At 42.1% G+C, this 22,668-nt stretch carries 17 protein-coding genes and 1 riboswitch; of the genes, 12 read left to right on the forward strand and 5 right to left on the reverse strand.

Annotated elements, in window-relative coordinates:
* Nucleotides 1-154 precede the first annotated feature (154 nt).
* The 8 genes from J1N10_RS06655 (at nt 155) to J1N10_RS06690 (ending at nt 12,933) form a co-directional block, all read left to right on the forward strand.
* Nucleotides 155-3,154: a SusC/RagA family TonB-linked outer membrane protein gene (locus tag J1N10_RS06655; protein ID WP_262325908.1), complete on the forward strand. Its 3,000-nt coding sequence runs from the start codon at nt 155-157 to the stop codon at nt 3,152-3,154.
* An 11-nt stretch (nt 3,155-3,165) separates the two neighbouring features.
* Nucleotides 3,166-4,770 carry a RagB/SusD family nutrient uptake outer membrane protein gene (locus J1N10_RS06660; RefSeq protein ID WP_262325909.1) on the forward strand — a complete coding sequence of 535 codons (1,605 nt, stop codon included), beginning with the start codon at nt 3,166-3,168 and terminating at the stop codon, nt 4,768-4,770.
* Nucleotides 4,771-4,788: 18 nt separating this feature from the next.
* Nucleotides 4,789-5,952 carry a SusE domain-containing protein gene (locus J1N10_RS06665; RefSeq protein ID WP_262325910.1) on the forward strand — a complete coding sequence of 388 codons (1,164 nt, stop codon included), beginning with the start codon at nt 4,789-4,791 and terminating at the stop codon, nt 5,950-5,952.
* Nucleotides 5,953-5,969: 17 nt separating this feature from the next.
* Nucleotides 5,970-7,064 (forward strand): starch-binding protein, encoded by a 1,095-nt coding sequence (locus tag J1N10_RS06670; protein WP_262325911.1) that lies wholly within the window; start codon nt 5,970-5,972, stop codon nt 7,062-7,064.
* Between the two features lie 77 nt (nt 7,065-7,141).
* Nucleotides 7,142-8,515 carry an alpha-amylase family glycosyl hydrolase gene (locus J1N10_RS06675; protein ID WP_262325912.1) on the forward strand — a complete coding sequence of 458 codons (1,374 nt, stop codon included), beginning with the start codon at nt 7,142-7,144 and terminating at the stop codon, nt 8,513-8,515.
* A gap of 35 nt (nt 8,516-8,550) precedes the next feature.
* Nucleotides 8,551-10,539, forward strand: a complete 1,989-nt coding sequence (locus J1N10_RS06680; RefSeq protein WP_262325913.1) for a glycoside hydrolase family 97 protein — start codon at nt 8,551-8,553, stop codon at nt 10,537-10,539.
* Between the two features lie 377 nt (nt 10,540-10,916).
* Complete coding sequence (locus J1N10_RS06685) at nt 10,917-11,753, forward strand: helix-turn-helix domain-containing protein (protein WP_262325914.1); 837 nt, start codon at nt 10,917-10,919, stop codon at nt 11,751-11,753.
* A 25-nt stretch (nt 11,754-11,778) separates the two neighbouring features.
* Nucleotides 11,779-12,933 carry an iron-containing alcohol dehydrogenase gene (locus J1N10_RS06690; protein ID WP_262325915.1) on the forward strand — a complete coding sequence of 385 codons (1,155 nt, stop codon included), beginning with the start codon at nt 11,779-11,781 and terminating at the stop codon, nt 12,931-12,933.
* Nucleotides 12,934-13,007: 74 nt separating this feature from the next.
* On the opposite strand, the gene J1N10_RS06695 is transcribed toward J1N10_RS06690, so the two are convergent.
* The 5 genes from J1N10_RS06695 to J1N10_RS06715 all read right to left on the reverse strand — a co-directional run bounded on the left by J1N10_RS06695 (nt 13,008) and on the right by J1N10_RS06715 (nt 18,484).
* Nucleotides 13,008-14,030, reverse strand: coding sequence for an aldose epimerase family protein (locus tag J1N10_RS06695; protein WP_262325916.1), 1,023 nt, complete (start codon nt 14,028-14,030; stop codon nt 13,008-13,010).
* Between the two features lie 27 nt (nt 14,031-14,057).
* The gene (locus tag J1N10_RS06700) at nt 14,058-15,299 is read right to left on the reverse strand and encodes an MFS transporter (RefSeq protein WP_262325917.1); all 1,242 of its coding nucleotides are present in this window, start codon (nt 15,297-15,299) and stop codon (nt 14,058-14,060) included.
* 69 nt (nt 15,300-15,368) lie between these two features.
* On the reverse strand, nt 15,369-16,643 hold the full coding sequence (locus J1N10_RS06705; RefSeq protein WP_262325918.1) for a galactokinase: 1,275 nt from the start codon (nt 16,641-16,643) through the stop codon (nt 15,369-15,371).
* A 69-nt stretch (nt 16,644-16,712) separates the two neighbouring features.
* Nucleotides 16,713-17,759 carry a UDP-glucose--hexose-1-phosphate uridylyltransferase gene (locus J1N10_RS06710; RefSeq protein WP_262325919.1) on the reverse strand — a complete coding sequence of 349 codons (1,047 nt, stop codon included), beginning with the start codon at nt 17,757-17,759 and terminating at the stop codon, nt 16,713-16,715.
* Nucleotides 17,760-17,785: 26 nt separating this feature from the next.
* The gene (locus J1N10_RS06715) at nt 17,786-18,484 is read right to left on the reverse strand and encodes an NUDIX hydrolase (RefSeq protein ID WP_262325920.1); all 699 of its coding nucleotides are present in this window, start codon (nt 18,482-18,484) and stop codon (nt 17,786-17,788) included.
* Between the two features lie 260 nt (nt 18,485-18,744).
* A riboswitch (cobalamin riboswitch) is annotated at nt 18,745-18,938 on the forward strand.
* 187 nt (nt 18,939-19,125) lie between these two features.
* On the opposite strand from J1N10_RS06715, the gene J1N10_RS06720 reads away from it, so the two are divergent.
* Genes J1N10_RS06720 through cbiE form a run of 4 tightly spaced genes read left to right on the forward strand, consistent with a single transcriptional unit; the run spans nt 19,126 to nt 22,666 of the window.
* A complete protein-coding gene (locus J1N10_RS06720; RefSeq protein ID WP_262325921.1) occupies nt 19,126-19,431 on the forward strand; it encodes a hypothetical protein in 306 nt (101 codons plus the stop codon).
* Nucleotides 19,394-20,098 carry a precorrin-2 C(20)-methyltransferase gene (locus tag J1N10_RS06725; protein WP_262325922.1) on the forward strand — a complete coding sequence of 235 codons (705 nt, stop codon included), beginning with the start codon at nt 19,394-19,396 and terminating at the stop codon, nt 20,096-20,098. The genes J1N10_RS06720 and J1N10_RS06725 overlap by 38 nt, the downstream gene beginning before the upstream one ends.
* The gene (cobJ, locus tag J1N10_RS06730; protein ID WP_262325923.1) at nt 20,095-21,486 is read left to right on the forward strand and encodes a precorrin-3B C(17)-methyltransferase; all 1,392 of its coding nucleotides are present in this window, start codon (nt 20,095-20,097) and stop codon (nt 21,484-21,486) included. Before J1N10_RS06725 ends, cobJ begins: the two co-directional genes overlap by 4 nt.
* Nucleotides 21,479-22,666 (forward strand): precorrin-6y C5,15-methyltransferase (decarboxylating) subunit CbiE, encoded by a 1,188-nt coding sequence (gene cbiE / locus J1N10_RS06735; RefSeq protein ID WP_262325924.1) that lies wholly within the window; start codon nt 21,479-21,481, stop codon nt 22,664-22,666. Before cobJ ends, cbiE begins: the two co-directional genes overlap by 8 nt.
* Nucleotides 22,667-22,668: the final 2 nt, after the last annotated feature.

Consider the following 22,668-nt stretch of genomic DNA (forward strand, 5'->3'; position numbering starts at 1 on the left):
CCTATAATCTTTAATCACTTAATATACAGTAATATAGGTAGTTGTGTCCCTTGCAAAAAGTTACTTCGTACTTACTTTTTCTAGTTCTTGGTCGGTGCTTTCATTTTTTTTGTTCTCGCTTTTTGAAGCATATGAATAATCTAAAATTCAAGACATGAAAAATCGGATGAAAATGAATGGGAAGAGTATATTCCTTCTGTTGGGATTATTGTTCTTTCTGGTAGCTAATGTCTGGGCTCAACCACACTCTGTTATTGGTTCTGTTCACGACAACTTTGGGGAGCCCATTATTGGGGCTAATATTACAGTTAAAGATACCTATAATGGTGCAGTAACTGATGTTAATGGTAATTTTCATATTTCTAATGTGACTGAAGGTGCCACTTTGGTCTTTTCGTTTATCGGCTTTGTTGCTCAAGAGATTGTATACACAGGTCAGCAGCAACTGGATGTAGTTCTTGTTGAGGACGTTGAGAAATTAAATGAGGTGGTGGTGATTGGCTATGGTTCGGTTAAAAAGGATGACCTGACCGGTTCTGTAGCTGTTGTAAAACCTGATTTGGGCGGACGAGGCATGGCGCCTAACCCACAGGATGTGCTGGCTGGTAAAATCCCTGGTGTACAGGTAGTAACAAGCGGTGGTTCGCCAAGTGGAGGTGCTACTATCCGCATTCGCGGAGGCTCATCGCTTTCTGCCAATAATGATCCATTAATTGTGGTCGATGGTATTCCTTTAAATGGTGGCCCCGGAGGTGTGGGTAACATGCTAAGTTCCATTAATCCTTCTGATATCGAATCGTTCACTGTATTGAAAGATGCTTCAGCCACTGCTATTTATGGTTCGCGGGCTTCGAACGGTGTCATCATGATTACCACCCGTAAAGGAACAGGTAATGATTTACAGATAAGCTATGATGGTAATGTATCAATCAGTGAGCGTAAAAAAGGAATTGATGTGCTAAGTGGCGATGAGTTTCGCTCATTTATAACGGAAACATTTGCTGGTTTATCAAATGAAGCAGAAGTAGTTGGTAAACTGGGAACGTATAATACCGATTGGCAGGATGAAATATTTCGTACTGGCATCAACACTGAGCATAACCTGAGTTTTATGGGAAAGGTGCGTGAGGCTGTTCCTTACCGCGCTTCTTTGGGTTACACCAATATCAATGGCATTTTGAAAACGTCGAACATGGAGCGCTTCACCGGTAGTTTTGCATTGAATCCAAAGCTGTTGGATGATCACCTCACAATTAACCTGAACGGACGTGGTATGTACATCAGCAACCGATTTGCCAATCAGGGTGCTATTGGTGCAGCTGTGAGCATGGATCCAACACAACCCGTATATGATGAAAATAGTCCGTATGGCGGCTACTGGTCGTGGGTGGGTAATGATGGCAAGGTGTTGAATGTGGCTACTAAAAACCCACTGTCGTTATTAGAAATGCGATATGATACGTCGGATGGCTATCAGCTGTTAGGAAATGCGCAGTTCGATTATCAACTGCATTTTTTACCATCTGTCAATTTAAACCTGAATCTGGGGATGGATTACTCCAATACATCTGGTGAAAACCTGACACCACATACCGCACCTGCCGAAGCCAATTCGGGTGGATATAAAAATAACTGGGACAACGAAAGAAGAAATTCTTTGCTCGATTTCTATGCCCAGTACAAAACCAAAATGAATTTTCTAGAGAGTGATCTCAATGTGATGGGTGGTTATTCGTGGCAACACTTCTGGTGGGAAAATACCAATCTAGCTGTTCGCACATCACCGGATTTAGTTGATGTCGATGGTAATCCGGAAATTATTGAGGACAATGCACCATATGCTGAAGAGTATTACCTGGTGTCGTTCTTTGGAAGGATCAACTGGAATATGTACAGCAAGTACTTGCTGACGTTTACCTTGCGTCAGGATGGTTCATCGCGCTTTAATACCGATAATCGTTGGGGAATTTTTCCATCTGTGGCATTTGCCTGGCGTATGAATCAGGAATCTTTTTTGAGTGATATAGATGTTCTTTCTAATTTAAAGCTGCGCTTAGGTTGGGGTGTTACCGGTCAACAGGATGTTGGCGGTGTTTATCCGGCCATCCGGGTGTATCAGAACAGCGTAGGAGAGGCAGCCAACTACTATCGCGGTGGACAGTGGACCGGCTTTATGAAACCCTTGTCATACAATGCCGATCTTAAGTGGGAATCAACAACCACCTGGAATGCCGGCATCGATTATGGCTTTTTCAATAATCGTGTTAATGGTACGGTTGATGTGTATTACCGCGAGACGGAAGATTTGTTTAATGCCGAGGTGAAAGTGGCAGCCGGTAGTAACTTTAGTGAATATGTGGTCGCCAATGTTGGTACGCTCGAAAACGTGGGAACAGAGTTCTCTATCAACGTGGTGCCTGTAGTGACGGACGATTGGAACTGGGAAGCCGGTTTTAACTTTGCATATAATAAGAATAAAATTACGGCGCTTACCCATAACGAAGGTTCGGCTCTGAATCGCTTTGGTAATACCGGTGGTGATGGTGGTTTTAACCTTTTGGCACATTCTGTCGGAAATCCGCATTCGATGTATTACGTCTATGAGCAGATATACGACGAAAACAACAAACCTATTGAAGGCATGTATGTCGACCGCAATAACGATGGACAGATTAACGAGGAGGATTTGTATTTGTATCACAAATTTACACCCGATTGGACCATTGGTTTTAATACCAAGGTAGAGTGGAAAGAATGGGATTTGTCAATTGCTTCACATGGTAATTTTGGCAACTACAATTACAATGCAGTGGCAGCTAATAATGCCGAACTGGCGCCAGCCCGTGTGTATGCCAATGAATTCCTGAGTAACCGTCATAATTCGGCTTTCGATACTAATTTTCAATACAAGCGCGTGCTGTCCGATTACTATGTTCAGGATGCGTCGTTTTTCAGAATTGATAATATCACACTGGGGTATTCTTTTGACAAGCTGATGGGTAAGAACCTGAAAGGACGTGTGTATACTTCGGTGCAAAATCCATTTGTTTTCACTGGGTATGAAGGGCTCGACCCTGAAGTGTTTGGCGGAGTGGATAACGATTTTTATCCGCGTCCTGTCACAACTATGCTTGGTTTAAGTCTTAACTTTTAAATCTGAACACTATGAAATCGATATATAACAAATCTGTTTGGGTCATTGGGCTGTTACTAATTTTAGGTTTTGGTGCCTGTACGAATGACTTGGACACGACACCTCCGGGAGGAAAAGAGACAACAGCTGATGAGGCCTGGGAGGATGAATCAACTTACAATAAGTTTGTGGCAAAAATATACGGCAGTTTTGCCTTGTCTGGTAATCAGGGACCTAATGGCTACGATGATATTGCCGGGGCCGATCAGGGTGAAGCTACTTTTCTTCGTTCCTATTGGAATTTGCAGGAACTACCTACTGACGAGGCTGTTTGTGCCTGGTCTGATGATGGCCTGGATGGTCTGATGTTTTGTCAGTGGACATCGAGTAACCGCTTTGCCGAGCTGAGCTACAACCGGATGCTTGTTACCATTGCCTTTTGCAATGAGTTCATGCGTGAGACTGAAGAGGAAAAGCTAGATGCTCGCGGGGTGGATAACGCATTAAAAGCAACCATCCACGAATACCGGGCAGAAGTACGCGCATTACGGGCGATGAATTATTATTTCCTGATGGATTTATTTGCTAATGTGCCTTTTGTGACACCTGAAGATGGTGTTGGTGCATTTTTACCTGAGCAAAAAGGGCGCGATTTCTTCTTTCCATGGATAGAAAGTGAACTGAAGGCTTGTGAGGGTCAGCTACCTGAGAAAACAGAGGCGAACTATGGTAAAGTAACCGATGAGGTGGTTTGGATGGTATTAGCCAAAATGTACCTCAATGCCGAGGTATATGTGGATGAGGCGCACTATACCGATTGTTTAAGCTACCTGAATAAACTGTTGGAAGCCAATTACGGGCTCGATGATAAATACAGCTATTTGTTTGGTGCCGATAACCACGTGTCGTCTGAAATCATCTTCCCGGTTATTTTTGATGGCAAGAAAGCAACAAGTTATGGCGGAATGACTTACCTGATGGCAGCAGCCTGGGGTTCTGATATGGAGCCGGGTAGTAATTTTGGTTTGGCACAATCGTGGTCAGGATTGAGAGCCAAAGAAACATTGAGCACGTTGTTTGAAACTGATGATGCTCGTGCCATGTTTTGGACTGATAAGCGCACACAGGAGACACAAACGCTTAACGATTTTAACTCCGGTTATTCAGTTATCAAATTCACCAATATTCTGCGCAGCGATCCCTTGAATGTGCCGGTTGGTGAACGGGTGTTTGGTTCCGATAGTCAGTTCCCTGACGCAGATTTCCCGATGTATCGCCTGGCCGATGCTTATTTAATGTATGCTGAATGTGTGCTTCGAGGCGGTGAAGGTGGTAGCATCTCAACCGCTTTAGGTCTGGTCAACGAAATTCGTACAAGAGCCCATGCTTCTACTATTGGTGAAGCGGATTTAACACTCGATTTTATGTTGCAGGAGCGGGCTCGTGAGCTTTACTGGGAAGGGCATCGTCGTACCGACTTGATTCGTTTCAACCGCTTTACCGCCAATTATACCTGGCCTTGGAAAAACGGGGTGTACAGTGGAACTGCTAGTATCAGCAAGATTTATAAGCTATTCCCTATTCCGGCAACCGAATTGGTAGCCAACCCAAATATCAAACAGAATATGGGCTATTAATCATTTAAGCGCAAAACAATGAAACTAAAAATAGTAATCCTTAATATACTTCTTGTTGGTATGACTGCCTTGTATAGTTGCCAGCAAGACGACGAACAACCTGTGTTGACCAATATACAGGCCAGTGAGCTTGATTACCTGCCTTTCAATACCTTTGAGTTGCAAGAGCCTGAGGGTGATGCTAACCCATTGTTATTCACGGTCACCTGGAGTGAAACACAATTCTTTCTTGATAATGCCAGTACGTCTTTTCCGGCTGGCCCGGTAAGCTATACGCTTGAGATGGACGTAGAGGGCAATGATTTCAATGATGCTGTGGCATTGGCAGCAACCACTAATTTGTTTGCCGACATTTTAGTCGTTGATCTCAACACGGTGCTGTTGAATAACTTTGGTGCTGTGCCGGGAACAGCTGATAATTATGAGTTAAGAGTAATAGCTGCATATGGTGGTTCGGGAAGTCCGGCGCATCAGGTGGTTTCGGTCAATACTTTGCCAACTACCATTACACCATATTTCCCGCCTAAAGACATTGAACCATTGTATATAATTGGCGATATGCAATCGGCAGGCTATGAGGCCACCGCATTTATGATGTACCGTAACAGCAGCAGCAACGACGATTATACCTACACTTATACCGGTCGTTTTGATGGAGGCACACATTTTAAACTGGCCCCGGAAAGCGAATTATCATCTGGTAAGTTTTATTATGCTGGTAACGATGGTGAGCTTTTATTTGGTGATGCTGAAGGTGGGGACTTCTACATTGAAACAGAAGGCTATTATACTTTGAACATCAACGTGGAGACGATGACCTGGAGCATTGAAGCTTATGATGCGAGTGAAGCCGCAGTCTGGACTATCGTCAATTTTGTGGGGCAATTCTCCAACTGGGGTGCCGATAACGAGCCAAACATGGTGGTGTCAGCCTATGATCCGCATCAATGGACGCTCGACATCAACCTGGAGAACATCGATTATGGTGTGAAATTCAGAACGAACAACAGCTGGGACAATCGCTGGTGCCCACAGGTACCAACTGATAGCCCTTATGGTATTGCCGATTTTAATCCTACTGGTCATGATAATAATATTGATTTGGCTGAACAGGGACTTGGTCATTACCATGTGCGCCTGAACGACCTCACTGGTCATTATGTGGTGCTGATTCAGGAATAATCTAAAAAAATGAGAAGATGAAAAGCTTAAAAAATATACTGGGTCTGATGGGTATCATCGTGTTGTTGTTTGCCTGTACAGACGATTATGAAAGAAGTGCCGGAGGTGAGATTGTAGCCGAGGCACCGGTATTAAATATGTTGGGACAAAATGCGTTTTTGCTTGCACATCCGGAAACCAGCGAAAGTGATTTGTTCCTGTTTCGCACTTCATGGGCCAGGCCACGCATATCGTATGAAAATGGCTTACCCTGTGAAGTGAGTAACCTGCAGTATCAGGTAGAGGCGGGTCTGTTAGGCGAGGAATTTGCCACAGCCGTTACAATTGAAGAGACGAGTCAATTATTTTTTGATATGTACACATCCAATATGTATCAGGTAGCTGAGCAATTGCTGGGTGAGGACTTTGAGGCACCGGTCAATTTGGAATTGCGTGTAGTAGCCACTTACGATGGCCTTGAAGAGGCGTTGACATCCAACTCAATCACTGTTGTACTGCAGCAGGAAGTGGTGGAAGAACCGGAAGAGCCTGTTGAATTAACCATACGCTTTAAGCAAACGGCTGGTGATTGGGATGAATTCGCGGTGTATGCCTGGGGCGAATCGGAAGTGTATGGAGGCTGGCCCGGGTTAAAACTGGACAGTGATGCCAATGGCTGGTATGCTTTTACGGTGCCGGTTAATCGACCTATTAATCTGATTATAAATAACAATGGTGGTGGTCAGCAGTTTGATTTTCTAGCTGATCCAACTGAGGATGCCTGTTATGAATTTGATACGGGAGCCGGAACATGGACAGCGGTTGATTGTCCGGGCTTGCCCATAACCATACGCTGGAAGTATGTCGGAACCGATTGGACAACATCAGCCATCTACGCCTGGGGAGGGGATCCGCTTGGCGAAACGTTTGGCGGTTGGCCAGGCGCTGTAGGCACGCCAGATACTGAAGGATGGTGCAGTGTTACCGTTGATGCCGGCCAGGCTGTTGGCAATGTCATTTTCAATAATGGAACAGGTGGCGATGGAGGTCAGTTCGATTTAGGTATGACCATCACCGAAGATATCTGTTTTGAAATTACATCAGATAGTTACACCGTAGTAAATTGTGAATAGGTGAATATATGTGAAGAGACTGTCTGGAAACGTTTAGGCAGTCTCATTTTTTAATGAGAGTACAAAAAACGATAGATATGAGAGGGCTGATTTTTCTGAAATTATTGATTCTTCTTTGTTTCACAACGTGTTTGTCGTGCGAGGATGACGATACGGTTGATAAAAAGCAAGAAGTAGTTGATGAGTTTTATGGTGAACCATTTGATAAAGTGCCATCGCCAGATGAAGTGATTATGTATGAAGCCAATGAGCGTGTGTTTGCTGCCAATGCCTCATTTAGTGCGATAACACAGCGTTTGGATGCCATAAGCGATTTGGGTGTTAATGTATTGTGGTTGATGCCTATTAATGAACAAGGTACTGAGAAGGCTTTTGGCTCGCCATACTGTGTAAAAGATTACACCAGCACCAATCCGGAATATGGTACGCTTGCTGAATTGCGCACGCTGGTTGAGGAAGCGCACAAGCGTGAAATGGCTGTTATTATCGATTGGGTGGCCAACCATACCGCATGGGATCACAGTTGGATGAAGGACCATCCTGAATGGTATACACAGGATGAGAATGGCAACCCAATGCCACCCGAAGGCACCAACTGGAGCGATGTTGTTGATTTAGATTTTAACAACCACGCGATGCGGGCTGAGATGATTGAATCGATGAAATATTGGGTGCGCGAAGCTAATATTGATGGTTTTCGTTGCGATGCAGCCGATTGGGTGCCGGTTGATTTCTGGCGCGATGCCATTTACCAGCTTCGTAAGCTGCAGGAAGGACGCACCCTCATTATGCTGGCCGAAGGCACCGAACCTAAGAATTTGCAGGCTGGTTTCGATATGGATTATGCCTGGAATTTTTGCGATGTGCTCGAAGGAGTGTTTAATAATTCTCAGTCAACAGCCAATCTTTTTCAGTCGCATTTTAATGAATTGGAGCAGATACCTGCCGGTAAGCAGAAGTTAAGGCATAACACCAACCACGACCGGGCCATGGAACACAGCCCCGTGACAAAATATCAGAGTGCGGAAGGTGCACTGGCAGCCTATGTGGTTTCAACAACTATGGGAGGCGTTCCGCTTATGTATAGTTCGCAGGAGGTAGCATATCCTAATGCTGTTGACTTCTTTAATTATGTAGCTGTTGACTGGAGTAGTAATCCTGAGTTATTAAACGATTATCAGGCGCTTATGAGCATTTATCAGCAATACGATGCATTTAAAAATGGGGTGCTTGAGCCGTTTGAAAATGACGATGTGCTCTGTTTTACCAGAACCTACAATCTGCAGCAGGTATTGGTAATAGTAAATGTTCGCAATAATGTGTCGGCTATTGAAATGCCTGATGATTGGTCTGGTGATCAATGGATAAATGCCTTTACGAAGGAAAATGTGAATGTGACTCAAACGATTAACTTGGAACCGTTTCAATACCTGATTCTTGTAAAAGAGTAGCTGTTGGACGTATAATTCAATTTTGACAGATGTTAATGAAATCATTTTTTAAATATTTAGTGTTGATAGCAATGGCAGGACTGATGGCTTGCCAGCGCAATGCACACTTCAATGTAGCGTCTCCTGACGATAAAATTGTGGTCACTCTTGGTGAAGAGAACGGACGAGTTTATTATGAGGTTTTTCACGATAGTAAGCCGGTTGTTTTACAATCATTTCTGGGTTTTACGTTAAAAGCTACTGATAACCTTGAGGATAACTTTTACTTGAAAGATGTGAGTTATGCCGAAGTGAATAAGACCTGGGAGCAACAATGGGGCGAAGAACGATTTGTAGATGAGGTATATAACGAGATGAAAGTGCTGGTGGAAGAGAAGAGTGGGGATAAGCGTCAATTTTACATCACATTCCGCTTATTTAACGATGGCTTTGGGTTTAGATACGAATTCCCTGAGCAAGCAAACCTCAAGAAATTTACCATCATGGATGAGCAAACCGAGTTTGTGCTCAATGGCAATCATACTGCCTGGTCCATCCCTTATGATATTGAGGCCTATGAGGGTTTGTATCGTCAAATGCCAATCAGCGAATTGGATACCGTCTGCTCACCATTAACCATGAAAACAGCCGACGGATTATACCTGGCTATTCATGAAGCCAACCTGACTGATTATGCGGCGATGAATTTATACCCAACAGGTGATAGTACTTTAAAGGTTTACCTGACACCATGGTCAAGCGGTGAAAAGGTGTTTATGAAGGCACCACATCAAACACCGTGGCGTACCATGATAATTGCCGATAATGCCGGTGATTTGTTGCTTTCGCGCCTGATGCTCAACTTGAACGAACCGTGCCAATTAGAAGATACCTCGTGGATTAAACCCGGGCGGTATATTGGTATCTGGTGGGGCATGCACATGAAGCATTATACCTGGCACGAAGGCCCGCAGCACGGCGCTACTACAGAAAATACGATGCGCTATATGGATTTTGCCGCCGAGCATGGTTTTTCAGGGGTGCTGGTGGAAGGATGGAATAAAGGTTGGGACGATTGGCAACACTTTAGCTTTACCGAACCCTATGCAGATTTTGATCTGAAAGCAGTGACGGAGTATGGTGCCACTAAAGGCGTGAAGCTCATTGGACATCACGAGACCGGTGGGAATGTGAATAACTATGAGGCACAGCTCGATGATGCCTTTAATCTGTATCATCAACATGGCGTATCTGTTGTTAAAACCGGTTATGTGGGCACCTTGCTAAATGGAAATGAGATGCACAGTGGACAATATGCTGTCCGGCATTATCGCCACGTGATTGAAAAGGCAGCGCGTTCACAAATCATGATTGATAACCATGAGCCGGTGATGCCAACAGGTCTGCAACGCACGTTTCCAAACCTGATGACGCAGGAAGGCGTTCGTGGACAGGAATGGAATGCCTGGGCCGGTGATGGTGGTAATCCACCCAATCATACAACCATTATTCCGTTTACGAGGGGGCTGGCCGGACCAATGGATTTTACGCCTGGCATTTTCAATTTTGACAATCCGGAGATGCCACAAACGCGAGTGCAAACCACTTTAGCCAAGCAACTGGCCTTGTCAGTTATTTTATACAGTCCTTTGCAAATGGCCGCCGATATGATTGAGAATTATCAGAACAATCCTGAGCCGTTTGAATTTATCAAAGCCTGTCCGGTCAATTGGGCTCAAACGGTGGTGCCCGAAGCCGAGATTGGCGAATATGTTACCATTGCCCGAAAAGATAGGGATAGTGACAATTGGTTTGTTGGCAGCATCACCAATGAGCATCAACGTGAATTGGTTTTACCACTTGATTTTCTCGAGCCTAATACCAGGTACATGGCACAGGTTTTTAAGGATGCAGAAGAAACTGATTATTTATCAAATCCTTATGAGCTTATAGAGGAAGAGTTGGAGGTGAACGCTCATACTGTGCTCAAGATAGGGCTTGCACCTGGTGGCGGAACAGCTATTATATTGACTAAAATTGAATAGAATATCTTCAAATACATTGTAATATCGGATGCGATGAGGTTACTTACCTCAACAATTCATAATTTCATAAAAACTAGATTTAATGCCCGGAAGAACGCTTCCGGGTTTTTTTGTGATAATAATTCAATAATTATCGCGAAGTAAGTTGAAAATATTGTCGTTTAATAATTGGCTGAGCAGTATAGGTATGTTGTATCATTTGTTCAAATTCATTCAAGTCTCACTCTCAGCTTTAAAAAAACTCTTCATGATAGGTTAATTCAGTGGGTAAAATCATATTTGATTGAATATTTCAAATTATTTGAAAGAAATAGACAAGTTAAATCAACAATATGACTCTACTTTTGTCATAAATTTGTTGATTAAAAGCATCAGATATGAATTCTTGTGAGTCACAAATGATAGAATGTGATGGCCTTATGGTGGCTGCAACCTGTAAAACAGATAAGCCGCAGGAGCATCCCATTTACTATCCGGCCAATATGCTGATATATGTTGAGCAGGGAACGCTTCGTTTAAATATCAATAATGAAATAAACCTGATACAAGAAGGGGAAATAGGCTTAGTGCGTAAATATACCTATGGCACTTATTTTAAAACATGGGAAGATACACAAAGTGGTTTTCGTGATCATATTTTTGTGCTGGAAGACCGATTTATTAAAGAGGTGATTAATAGATTTAAACAGCCCGATGGTTATATGCCATGCACCGTTCCAATGGTGAAATTGCCAACTACCCTTTTGCTTCAAGGCCTAATGGAATCGATAAAAACATATGTATCAGGATTGGCACAGGTCGATAGTCATTTAATACGTTTAAAAACGATGGAGGCTATTCATGCCATCACTGCTGCTCAACCCGATTTGTTGCATGTGTTTTACGAGTTTTCAGAACCTGCGCGAGCTGATTTAGTGCCTTTTGTGGAGAATAATTTTACCCACAATGTATCCCTGGAAAAGTTTGCCGAGATGTCGGGGAGAAGCTTGTCAACTTTTAATCGCGATTTTCGAAAGATTTTTGACACATCGCCACATAAATGGATAAGACAAAGGCGCTTGGAGCTGGCTAAAAAGCTTTTGACTAATACCAATAAAAAAGCTTCGGATGTATATCTCGAAGTGGGTTTTGAGGATTTGGCACATTTTAGCCGATCTTTTAAAAGTCACTTTGGCTTAAACCCATCCGAAATAAAAAGTACCTCAGTAGCATAACCACAACACTAAAAATATACATAACATGCTAAATTTTGATTTTTACAACCCAACGCACATCGTTTTTGGAAAAGAGCGATTGAATGAATTAGACAAATTGGTTCCACAAAATGCCAAAGTATTAATTACCTATGGAGGTGGAAGTGTTAAGAAATTTGGAACATTACCTAAAGTCACTGAAGCTTTAAAAGGTAGAGAGGTATTGGAATTTGGAGGTATTGAACCTAACCCGCGCTTCGAGACTTTAATGAATGCTGTTGATGTGGTGAAAAAAGAAAATATCGACTTTTTGCTGGCCGTTGGAGGCGGATCGGTAATGGATGGTACCAAGTTTATTGCTTTGGCTGCCAATTATAAAGGCAATGACCCGGAGAAGATTCTAATGGGTGGAGCTGGTACTGTTGAAGAAGCCGTACCTCTTGGAACGGTGGTGACTTTGCCTGCTACCGGTTCAGAAATGAACATGGGAGGCGTAGTAACTTACAATGGTGGTAAGCTTGTTTTTATGAGTCCTTTGGCGTTTCCTAAATTTTCATTTCTCGACCCTACATTGACTTATAGTTTGCCGAAAAAACAGGTGGCCAATGGTGTAGTTGATGCTTTTGTGCATACAACAGAGCAGTATTTAACCTTTCCGGTTGATGGCCGTTTTCAGGACAGAACCGCAGAAGGTATTCTGCAGTCATTAATTGAGATTGGACGCAAAACCATGGATGAACCTGAAGATTACGATACACGTGCTAACCTAGTTTGGAACGCTACAATGGCGTTGAATGGTGTGATTGGTTCGGGGGTGCCGCAAGATTGGGCAACGCATATGCTCGGGCATGAGATCACTGCTTTTTATGGCGTTGACCACGGTCAATCACTGGCTATTGTATTGCCGTCGTTATTACGCTTGCGTAAAGAGGGTAAAAAAGCCAAATTAATTCAATATGCCGAACGTGTTTGGAATATCACTACTGGCACCGATGATGAAAAGATGGAGCAGGCCATTACTAAAACCGAAGAATTCTTTAATAGCCTTGATGTTAAAACCAAGCTATCAGATTATGGCATTGACGCATCAGGTATTGACCTGATGATTGGAGGATTAGAAGCGAAAGGTTTAAAAGCCTTGTCTGAAACTCGCGATATTACTTTAGATGTTAGTCGTCAGATTTATGAAGCAGCTTTATAAGTAATTGTTGCTTCAATAGAAACAAAAAGCTGCTTCCTGGTTAGAAAGCAGCTTTTATTTTTATATCTAATCCATTATATAAACTTGTAAACACAAGTGTGTTTGTAATGTTCTTCAGCTTTTAGGGTGGCATCAGGAAAATGCTCCTTATTGGGCGAATCAGGGAATATTTGCGTTTCCATGGCCAGTCCAGCCCATTTTTCAATTGGGTTGCCTAGTTTACCTGTTTCAGAACCATCGAAGTGACTACCTGTATAGATTTGAATACCAGGTTGGTCAGTATACACTTCCATGGCACGGCCTGATGCTTCGTGTTCGAGGCGAGCAGCCAGTTTAAGCATGCCATCAAATCCGTTGATGACGAAGTTATGATCGATGCCATCCACCAGCTTCACCTGCGGACAATCGGCGCTTAAAGCCTCACCTATTTTTTTTGCTGATCTAAAATCCATGGCTGATTTTTCCACGTCGAGTATTTCACCAGTCACGGTGCCAATTTCTCCATCAATAGGAGTGAACTTATCGGCATTCAAGGTCAGCTCATGCTCAGCAATCGTACCAGTACCTGCACCTGCCAGGTTAAAATAGGCATGTGAAGTTAGGTTGATGATGGTATCTTTTGTTGAAACGGCATCATACTCAATCACTAACTCATTGTCTTCGGTTAGTCCATATGTTACGACAGTTGTTAGCTCGCCAGGGTAATTCTGATCCCCATCAGGGCTCACTAACATCAGCTTATAAGCTTGAGCGAACTGTGGAAGGTCAACTTCTTCAACGTCCCAGGTGCGTAAGTTGAAACCATCATTTCCTCCATGCAGGTGATTGGAACCATTATTGGTATCCAATTGGATTTTCTCACCATTTAACTCGAATTGACCATTAACAATACGATTCGCGTAGCGTCCACAGAGTGCGCCAAAATAAGCGTCTCCAGCCAGTGCTTTTTCAGTTGTTTCATAACCAATAACCACATCGGCCATTTCGCCTCTGGTATTGGGAACCTTAATGCCAGTAATCTGACCTCCGCGAGCAATAAATGTTACTTCAATATTATTGCTGTTTTTTAAAGTATATGTATCAGCAGCATTTGCCATGATATTTTGTTTTTTTAAGTTTAATAATTAAGCGTTTTTTCTGATTTTAGAACCTTTTAGTGCAAAGAAGATAATGTAGGCATAAAACAAGAAGAAGAACGCATAGGCAATACCATAATTAGCGGTAGCCGGGTCGGTAACTCCATTGGTAACTGTAGCTGTAGAATCAACAACCTTACCCATAATGAACATCCACATGCCGGTAAACACAACGCCTGTACAAATAATTCCTGAACCTAACTTGGCTGCTGAAGCAGGTATATCTTTCATTGAAAGATCGAACAATACCGACCACATAATTGATAGGAATAAACCTTGTGCAATCAAAGGCCAGATTGAGAAAGCAGAGCCTTTCGTCAGGAAGAAAGTGGCTAATAAAATCACACAAATTAGCGAGTTAACAAGCAATACTTTTGAAGCCTCAAATTTCTTTAATAAACCAGCACCTACCAATCGACCAATAAAGAAGCCCAATGGATAGAAGCCCAGAATTTTTGAAGCAAAATCCATTGTTTTGCTTTCTACATTGTACTCTACATAATTTAAAAAGTAATTACCAACGCCAACTTCCAGCCCCATGTACATGCCAATAGCTATAAATCCAAGGATTAAATGCGGATAACTCCATGCACTGCGTCCTTCACTGGTTTCACCTGCTTCTGCATCATCTTCAATTGCTGGTAAGTTCATGAATACCAATAATACGGCAGTACCAATTGAGATACCTGCCAAGGCGATAAACATTGTTTTTGCTAAGCCTTCATTAACAGTTACATCACCATTGCTTGATGATAAAATGAAGCCACCAATGACTGGAGCTAACACAGCAGCCAATGAGTTAATGGCCATTGCCAATGTTAATCGTGAGGCTGATGTTTCAGGTGTACCTAATGCAATAACATAAGGATTGGCGGCAACCTGCAATACAACAACGCCAATAGCGGTTACAAATAATCCCGCCAGCACCATAGAGTAGCCAATACCTAGTGCAGGCACAAAAATAGCGCAACCTATTCCGGTAATAACGGAGCCAATTATTACACTCATTTTGTAGCCTACTTTTTTGACAACTTCGCCAACCGGAATGGATATAATGTATGCACTAAAAAAGGCAGCACTTACTAATTGAGCCTGGCTTTCTGAGATCGAAAACTGGACTTTCATAAATGGTACCAGAATGTTGTTTATCCATGTTACAAATCCAAGTAGGAAAAGTAAGAAAGACATGATGGCAAAGGGGATGGCATAGTTTGTTTTTGAATTTCCCATTTTAACTAAAATTGGTGTAGTTAGTAAAAAGAAAAGGCATGCAATTGATTTTACATGCCTTTCTTGATGTTATAATTTAACTTCAACGGCTCCTTTAGAACGGATAAATAACTTGTGACAATTACCTTTTCCAAACACAGACTCTAACGTCGTGATGTAATCGTTTAGCAAGTCATTTGGTACAAAAGCCTGGATGGTACCGGCAAATCCACCACCATGTACACGCCATGCACCTTTACCTTTTAGCACTAATTCAGATAGCGCTAAAGCTAATGCCACATTTTGATGCTTGGTTTCGCCACCAACAAATATATTCTGGTTGTACATGTAAGAGCTAAAACCTGACTCAATTACTAACTCAAGGAATTTATCAAAGTTACCAGACTCCAATGCATCAACCTGGTAAACAACTCGGGAGTTATCGGCCTGGAAGTGGATTGAACGCAATAGTGCGCGATCACCTACTTTTTCACGAATTGCAGGAATACCTTTCACCACATCGTCCATCGATAGAGGACGTAATACCTCCTGTCCAAGTTCTTTAGCAACAGATTTCATTTCTCCGGGCAGAGCGTTATATTCTTCATCCAATCCACCGTGGCTGCCACCTGTGTTCGTAATCACCAAAGAATAACCTGTTTTGGCAAAGTCAAAATCCAATGCTTTAACAATAGGGTTAGCTTTATCGGCAAAGTCGATAGTGATAAAACCACCTACTGCACATGCCGTTTGATCCATTAACCCACAGAATTTCTTGCAGGCGTGCTCGGCTTTCTGACCAATCTTGGCATTGTCAACCGGATCCAATTTACCTTCGTTAAATAGGTTACTAAAAATTGCCCCAATTAATACCTCAAATGATGCAGAGGAGCTCAAACCAGAACCTTCAGGCACACATCCATGAATAACAGCATCGAAACCGGCAATTTCAAATCCTAAAGCTTTGATTTCTTTCGCAATAGTGCGAACAATATTTCCTGGCGTTAGTTTGAATTCAGTGACTTCCAACTCGCTTAGGTCCACTTCAAAAGGGTCGAAACCAACCGATGTGATACGAACTTTATTGGTTCCGTTTGGTGCAGCAACAGCAATGTTATCAAGGTTAACAGCACCTGCCAATACACGTCCCAGTTGGTGGTCGGTGTGGTTACCACCAACCTCTGTACGACCTGGTGAGCTTAAAAGCATAACATCATCTGTTCCATAAATACTTTGGAACTCGTTCATATATTTGATATAACGATCGGCTTGTTCTTTAAGAACAGCTTCGTCTGTACCATAAATCTCTTTGAAAAACGGGTTGTTACCTCCGTTAATCTTTTCAATTAAACTTGTAATCTGCATATCTAAACTGAATTAAGTGTTTTTTAATAGAAGCCAATAGCCATCAGAATAGCCATTAGCTTTAAATAATTATTTTGCTTTATAGTGTGTTGTTGGTAAATCGCGCAAGCGTTGAGCTGCCTGCTCTGCCGTTATATCGCGCTGAGCGTTGGCCATCATTTCATAGCCGACCATAAATTTCTTAACGGTTGCTGAGCGTAATAATGGTGGATAAAAATGCATGTGTAAGTGCCATTCAGGATGGTCTTCACCATCGGTTGGCGCCTGATGAATACCTGCAGAATATGGGAATGATACCTCAAACAGGTTATCGTACATCACGGTCAGTTTTTTATAAGCATCAGCCAATGCAGTACGTTCCGCTTCAGTTAACTGAGTCAGGTTTGAAACAGCGCGTTTACTTACAATCATAGCTTCAAACGGCCAGGTGGCCCAAAAAGGAACCAAGGCAACAAAGTGGTCGTTCTCAACTAAGATGCGTTCATCCGATTTTAATTCATCCGCCACATAGTCTTCTAAAAGTGTTTTTCCATGCTTGTCGAAGTATTCCTTCTGCTTGATAGCTTCTTTGGCAGGTTCAACGGGCACTGAGTATTGTCCCCATATTTGGCCATGTGGGTGAGGGTTACTGCAACCCATGATATCACCTTTATTCTCAAAAATCTGCACATGCTTGATGTAATCCAAGGTGCCAATTTCTTCATATTGCTCGCACCAAAGGTCAACTACCTTTTTGATGTTTTCCACTTCCATTTCAGGAATTGTCAGGTCGTGACGAGGAGAGAAGCAGATAACTTTACAAAAACCACGTTCGCTTTCGGCTCTGAATAAATCGCCATTAGTATAATTTCCTTCCGGAATATCAGGAACTAAGGCACTAAAGTCATTCTGAAAGACAAAAACATCTTTGTAATCGGGATTTTTATGTCCACCAGCACGTTCATTACCAGGACATAAATAACACTTCTCGTCATATTGCGGACGTTCGTCAATGGCTGGTTTTTCTACCTTGCCCTGCCATGGACGTTTCGTGCGATGAGGAGATACCAATACCCAATCGCCGGTTAGTGCATTGTAGCGCCTATGTGAGTGTTCTGTAAATTCAAATTGTTCCATAATTCTATATTGTGCAGTTAGTTATTTTATATCGTTCGCTTGAAAATTGGATGGTTGAATTCGCCTTCTTTCTTGGGCTTAAACTTGAAGTAGAAAGCACCTTTTTTCGATTCAGACATGTCTTTCTCTTCCAGACGTTCCAACACTTTAAGTGATAAAATCTTTTTACGAAAGTTGCCTGGGTCAAATTGTTTCTGAAAAATCTGATCGTATAAATTGCGCAGGCGCGTCAGTGTAAATTTCTCAGGCAAAAGTTTACGGCCAATAATTTCATAACTAGAGCGCAGACGAAGTTTTTCCAAGGCTTTTTCAACTAATATATTGTGGTCGAAAATGAGGGGTGGCAATTCGTCCAGAGTAAACCATTTGGCGCCATAATCTTCAATTAGGTTGCTCGCTTTTGCATCAATCTTAATTAAGGCATAATATTCCACAGTGATTACACTGCCTCCCGGGTCACGTTCCGGATCTGAAAAAGTATGAACTTGCTCCAAATAAATATCTTGCAATCCGGTAAGTTTGTTGAGTACTCTTCTTGCTGCATCTTCAGAGGATTCACCGGCATTAACCCATCCTCCTAATAAGGACCATTCACCTTTTGACGGTTCAATGGCACGTTGAAAAACCAAAAGTTTTAGTTTTTCTTCTTCGTAACCAAAAATGACGCAGTCGACTGAGACGAAGCGTTTGTTTTCCTGATATTGATCGTAAATACTTGTATTCATAATAAGAACAAATATAAAAGTAAAAATTACTTTTAAAAATATTTTAAAGGTAAAAAACACTTTTAAAATACATAAAACTTAGGATAACAGTGCTGTAATTGTTATTTAGAAAGATTTTATCAAAGAAAGTGGTCATTTGAATGTGTAAATGTCGTTTTAATAATGTGTGATAGGGTGTCTTTGAGGATTAGATCAAATTTAATTGAACTATTAACCGCATGAAGTTCATAGGATGAAATTATAATATTACATTTGTCGTCACAAAATGGTGCGTCATTAGTCAGCCTATTCGGACAATGACAAAAAGAGGGAATTCGGTGTAAATCCGGAACTGTACCCGCAGCTGTAAGCTCTAATAACTCCATTGCAACAGGTCACTTTTCGCTTTTAGGCGGATGGGAAGGCGCAAAAGGAGGGAGTAAGTCAGAAAACCTGCCATTGAAGCAAACATATTATTATTCAAAGCTTTCGGGTTTTAAACTTTGATAACTATGATGATGAATCCCTTTTTTAAAGGCAGGATAAGAAGCCTGCAATGTATAGCAAATACCAGCTGTTTAGAAGCAAAGCATAATAACCAGGTTTATTCAATGTATTAGTGCTGATATTGTATCTAATACATAATTGATAGTTTGGTGATTATGAATTGCGAGCTGATTCAAGAAAATACGAATAAACCTTATCGGGTTGTTGGTGGCGGTAATAATACTCCTCAAGAGGCAATAAAGCTTTGTCAGGCTGGTTTAGCTGTAACTGATATTTCCAAAGATATTTTTCCAGACCTGCAGGTGCGGAATGAGAAAACTGCCAATCTCATCTGCCTTTATCAAACGGATATTGTTAAAAGCTTTGCGGGCGAGTTTGCCGCCACTAACAGCCTTAGGTTTAAGCAACAAAAACATAAACACAATGATATATGGAGTAGCATTAGGGCCTGGCGATCCTGAATTGATTACAATAAAAGCTTTAAGGATATTACAACAGGCCGATATTATTTACTATCCATCGACTATCAACAGCGAAGGGACAATTAATAGCATGGCCTATCGTGTTTTAGGAAGTTTAGAGATAGATCAATCACGCTTGAAATCTTTTGAAGTGCCGATGAAATATGACCGTACTGATGTCTCAGGTATCTATCAACGATTGGCTCAGGAAAGCATCCTTAAGAGTCGGGAAGGACAACAAGTCGCCATCGTTAGTGAAGGTGATATCTCGTTTTACAGCACCTTTGCTTATCTCATTGATGATTTTAAAAAAGCAAATGTATCGTTTGAAATGATACCTGGTGTACCGGCATTTATTTTAGGTGGTTCCTTAAGTCAACAAGCCATTTGCATGCAAAACGATAATGTGTTGATAACACCGGCTATTGATGGAGAAGCACATCTTACTGATTTGCTTTTGGCTAATGAAACGGTGGTTATCATGAAAGTGTCAAAGATAAAAGACTGGATCATACCTTTTATTAATACTGGTAATTATGCCTTTTTTTATGGCGAATACATGGGAACCGATAAAGAATATACCTGTACAGCTATTGCAGAATTGTTAGGGCGAAGCATCCCTTATTTCTCAATTTTAATTATAAAATCAGCGAACAATCATTCATGAGTCAAATTAAAGTAATCGGCTTAGGGCCGGGCAACCCCGATTTGTTTTTAAAACCAGCAATTGAAGCTATTCAACAAGCTGATGTGGTTATTGGTTACAAATATTATTTCCAGTTTATACAGACCTATTTACAAGAAGGTACCGAATGTATTGATACCGGCATGCGTCAGGAAGTTCAGCGCGCTGAAATAGCCTTTGAGAAAGCCGAATCGGGCTTGTGCGTGGCGGTGATCAGTTCGGGAGATGCCAATATTTATGGTATGTCATCTCTAATCCTTGAAATGGCCGATAAACGACAGTCTCAGGTGGATGTGGAAGTCATTCCGGGTATTTCTGCTTTTCAGGCTGCTGCGGCAAAACTAGGAGCACCTTTAAGTCACGATTTTGTTATTCTGTCTTTGTCCGATTTACTTACGCCTTGGAAGTTGATAGAAAAACGAATGAAAGCTGCTGCTTATGGTGATTTTGTTACTGCATTGTACAACCCTCGCAGTCAGAAGCGTTATTGGCAAATCTATCGCTTGCAGGAATTGTTTTTGGAAGAACGTTCACCCGATACACCAGTTGCTATTGTGCGTCAGGTAGCGCGTGAAGATGAGCAGATTACATTAACTACCTTAGGCGAATTTGACCCTGAAGTAGTGGATATGTTTTCCATTGTGATCATCGGTAATTCACAGAGTTACGTGGCTAACGATAAATTTATAACACCTCGTGGATACTATTCGAAATACGATGAGAAAGGGGCTCCGGGGCCACTGATTATGCAAGAAAGTTTTCGCACTATTGCCGAACAACTTATCAATTTGGATATTTCCAATGAAGATAAATGGGTGATGATGCACTGCATCCATACAACGGCTGACTTTGAGATGAAGCAGTTGTTGCGTATTAAAAACAATGCTGTGGCTCGCATCAATGACTATTTACAGAAGGGTGGTACAATCATAACAGATGTAACCATGGTGCAAAGTGGCATCCGAAAAAAAGCTTGCGAGCGTTATGGTATTAATGTCAAGTGTTATTTGCACGATGAGCGTACCCTGGCATTAGCAGCCGAAAAGAATATTACACGTACACAAGCTGGTATACGACTGGCGGTCGAAGAGCATCCCGATGCTTTATATGTGTTTGGCAATGCACCAACCGCATTGATTGAGCTGACCGAATTAATGCGTCGAAAGCAATTTCAGCCGGCCGGTGTTATTGGAGCACCTGTAGGTTTTGTGAATGTGGAGGAATCCAAACATCGTTTAAAAACCTTTCCTGAGCTACCATTCATAAGCATAGAAGGGCGAAAAGGCGGTTCTAACCTGGCGGCCACAATTGTAAATGCGGTTTTGAGTCGCGATGAAGCTGAAACCCTTAAACCAGGCCGTGATGTGTAAGTTTCATGTTGTAGGCATTTCAGATCAGGCGAAGCCGGAACTTAGCGTAAAGGTAAAAGAACTCTTGCAGTCGCACCTTTATTTCTCTGGTGGTAAGCGTCATTATGAGCTTGTACGGGAGTGGTTACCAGCGAATCATCAATGGATTGATGTTTTGGTGCCTTTGGCTGAGACTTTTAATGAATACAATAGCATCGACGCATCCATTGTTGTGTTTGCTTCGGGTGACCCTTTGTTTTTTGGTATCGGCAATACTTTGAAGCGCGAGTTTCCGGATGAGGCTATAACGGTTTACCCGAGCTTTAATAGCCTGCAAATGCTGGCACACGAATGTCAGTTGCCGTATGGCACCATGAAGGTAGCCACATTAACCGGTCGCCCATGGATTAATCTTGACCAGGAGCTTATTAAGGGCACAGCGCTGATAGGTATCTTAACGGATAAGCAAAAAAAACCGGCTGCCATTGCGCAACGTATTATGGCTTTTGGCTTTGTTAATTATCGGATTTATCTGGGCGAGCGAATGGGAGGGGATGCTCAGCAAGTTCGAAAATTATCGGTAGAGGAGTGTGCGAAAGTAGAGGCAGAAATGCCCAATTGCTTAATCATTGAGCAAACAGAAGCTTTTGAGCGAACATTTGGAATTAATGAAGGCGATTTTCACTTTTTAAAAGGCCGTCCGAAGATGATTACCAAGCGAAGCATCCGTTTAATGTCTTTGTCGATGTTGAAGCTTGACTCTGCCAGCGTGTTATGGGATATTGGTTTTTGTACAGGCTCAGTATCCATTGAAACCAAGCAAATGGCACCGCACGTTGATGTGTTTAGTATCGAAAAGCGGGAAGAATCACGTGAGCTAATGCAAAAAAATCAGTTTACATTTAGAGTGCCAGGTATCAATGCCTTTATCGGTGATTTTTTCAAAACTGATTTGAAGGATTGGCCTCAACCCGATAGAATCTTTATAGGTGGTCATGGAGGACGGCTAATGGAGATGATTAAACAACTAGAGAAACAATTAAAGCCTGGAGGTATCATTGTTTTTAATGCAGTAAGTAACGAAACACTCAATCAGTTTAAGCAAGCAATTGCTACAGTTTCAATGACTATAAGCGATGAGATGCAGCTTCTGCAAGATGACCATAATCCAGTAACAATCATTCAGGCAACAAAACAATAGCA

It is taken from the genome of Carboxylicivirga litoralis (assembly GCF_025499605.1).
Taxonomy (GTDB): Bacteria; Bacteroidota; Bacteroidia; order Bacteroidales; family Marinilabiliaceae; genus Carboxylicivirga; species Carboxylicivirga litoralis.

Bases quoted from the DNA above. Each gene is read 5' to 3' on its own strand.
- J1N10_RS06655 (WP_262325908.1), top strand. From the start codon at position 155: ATGAAAAATCGGATGAAAATGAATGGGAAGAGTATATTCCTTCTGTTG.
- J1N10_RS06660 (WP_262325909.1), top strand. From the start codon at position 3,166: ATGAAATCGATATATAACAAATCTGTTTGGGTCATTGGGCTGTTACTA.
- J1N10_RS06665 (WP_262325910.1), top strand. From the start codon at position 4,789: ATGAAACTAAAAATAGTAATCCTTAATATACTTCTTGTTGGTATGACT.
- J1N10_RS06670 (WP_262325911.1), top strand. From the start codon at position 5,970: ATGAAAAGCTTAAAAAATATACTGGGTCTGATGGGTATCATCGTGTTG.
- J1N10_RS06675 (WP_262325912.1), top strand. From the start codon at position 7,142: ATGAGAGGGCTGATTTTTCTGAAATTATTGATTCTTCTTTGTTTCACA.
- J1N10_RS06680 (WP_262325913.1), top strand. From the start codon at position 8,551: ATGAAATCATTTTTTAAATATTTAGTGTTGATAGCAATGGCAGGACTG.
- J1N10_RS06685 (WP_262325914.1), top strand. From the start codon at position 10,917: ATGAATTCTTGTGAGTCACAAATGATAGAATGTGATGGCCTTATGGTG.
- J1N10_RS06690 (WP_262325915.1), top strand. From the start codon at position 11,779: ATGCTAAATTTTGATTTTTACAACCCAACGCACATCGTTTTTGGAAAA.
- J1N10_RS06695 (WP_262325916.1), bottom strand. From the start codon at position 14,030: ATGGCAAATGCTGCTGATACATATACTTTAAAAAACAGCAATAATATT.
- J1N10_RS06700 (WP_262325917.1), bottom strand. From the start codon at position 15,299: ATGGGAAATTCAAAAACAAACTATGCCATCCCCTTTGCCATCATGTCT.
- J1N10_RS06705 (WP_262325918.1), bottom strand. From the start codon at position 16,643: ATGCAGATTACAAGTTTAATTGAAAAGATTAACGGAGGTAACAACCCG.
- J1N10_RS06710 (WP_262325919.1), bottom strand. From the start codon at position 17,759: ATGGAACAATTTGAATTTACAGAACACTCACATAGGCGCTACAATGCA.
- J1N10_RS06715 (WP_262325920.1), bottom strand. From the start codon at position 18,484: ATGAATACAAGTATTTACGATCAATATCAGGAAAACAAACGCTTCGTC.
- J1N10_RS06720 (WP_262325921.1), top strand. From the start codon at position 19,126: ATGAATTGCGAGCTGATTCAAGAAAATACGAATAAACCTTATCGGGTT.
- J1N10_RS06725 (WP_262325922.1), top strand. From the start codon at position 19,394: ATGATATATGGAGTAGCATTAGGGCCTGGCGATCCTGAATTGATTACA.
- cobJ (WP_262325923.1), top strand. From the start codon at position 20,095: ATGAGTCAAATTAAAGTAATCGGCTTAGGGCCGGGCAACCCCGATTTG.
- cbiE (WP_262325924.1), top strand. From the start codon at position 21,479: ATGTGTAAGTTTCATGTTGTAGGCATTTCAGATCAGGCGAAGCCGGAA.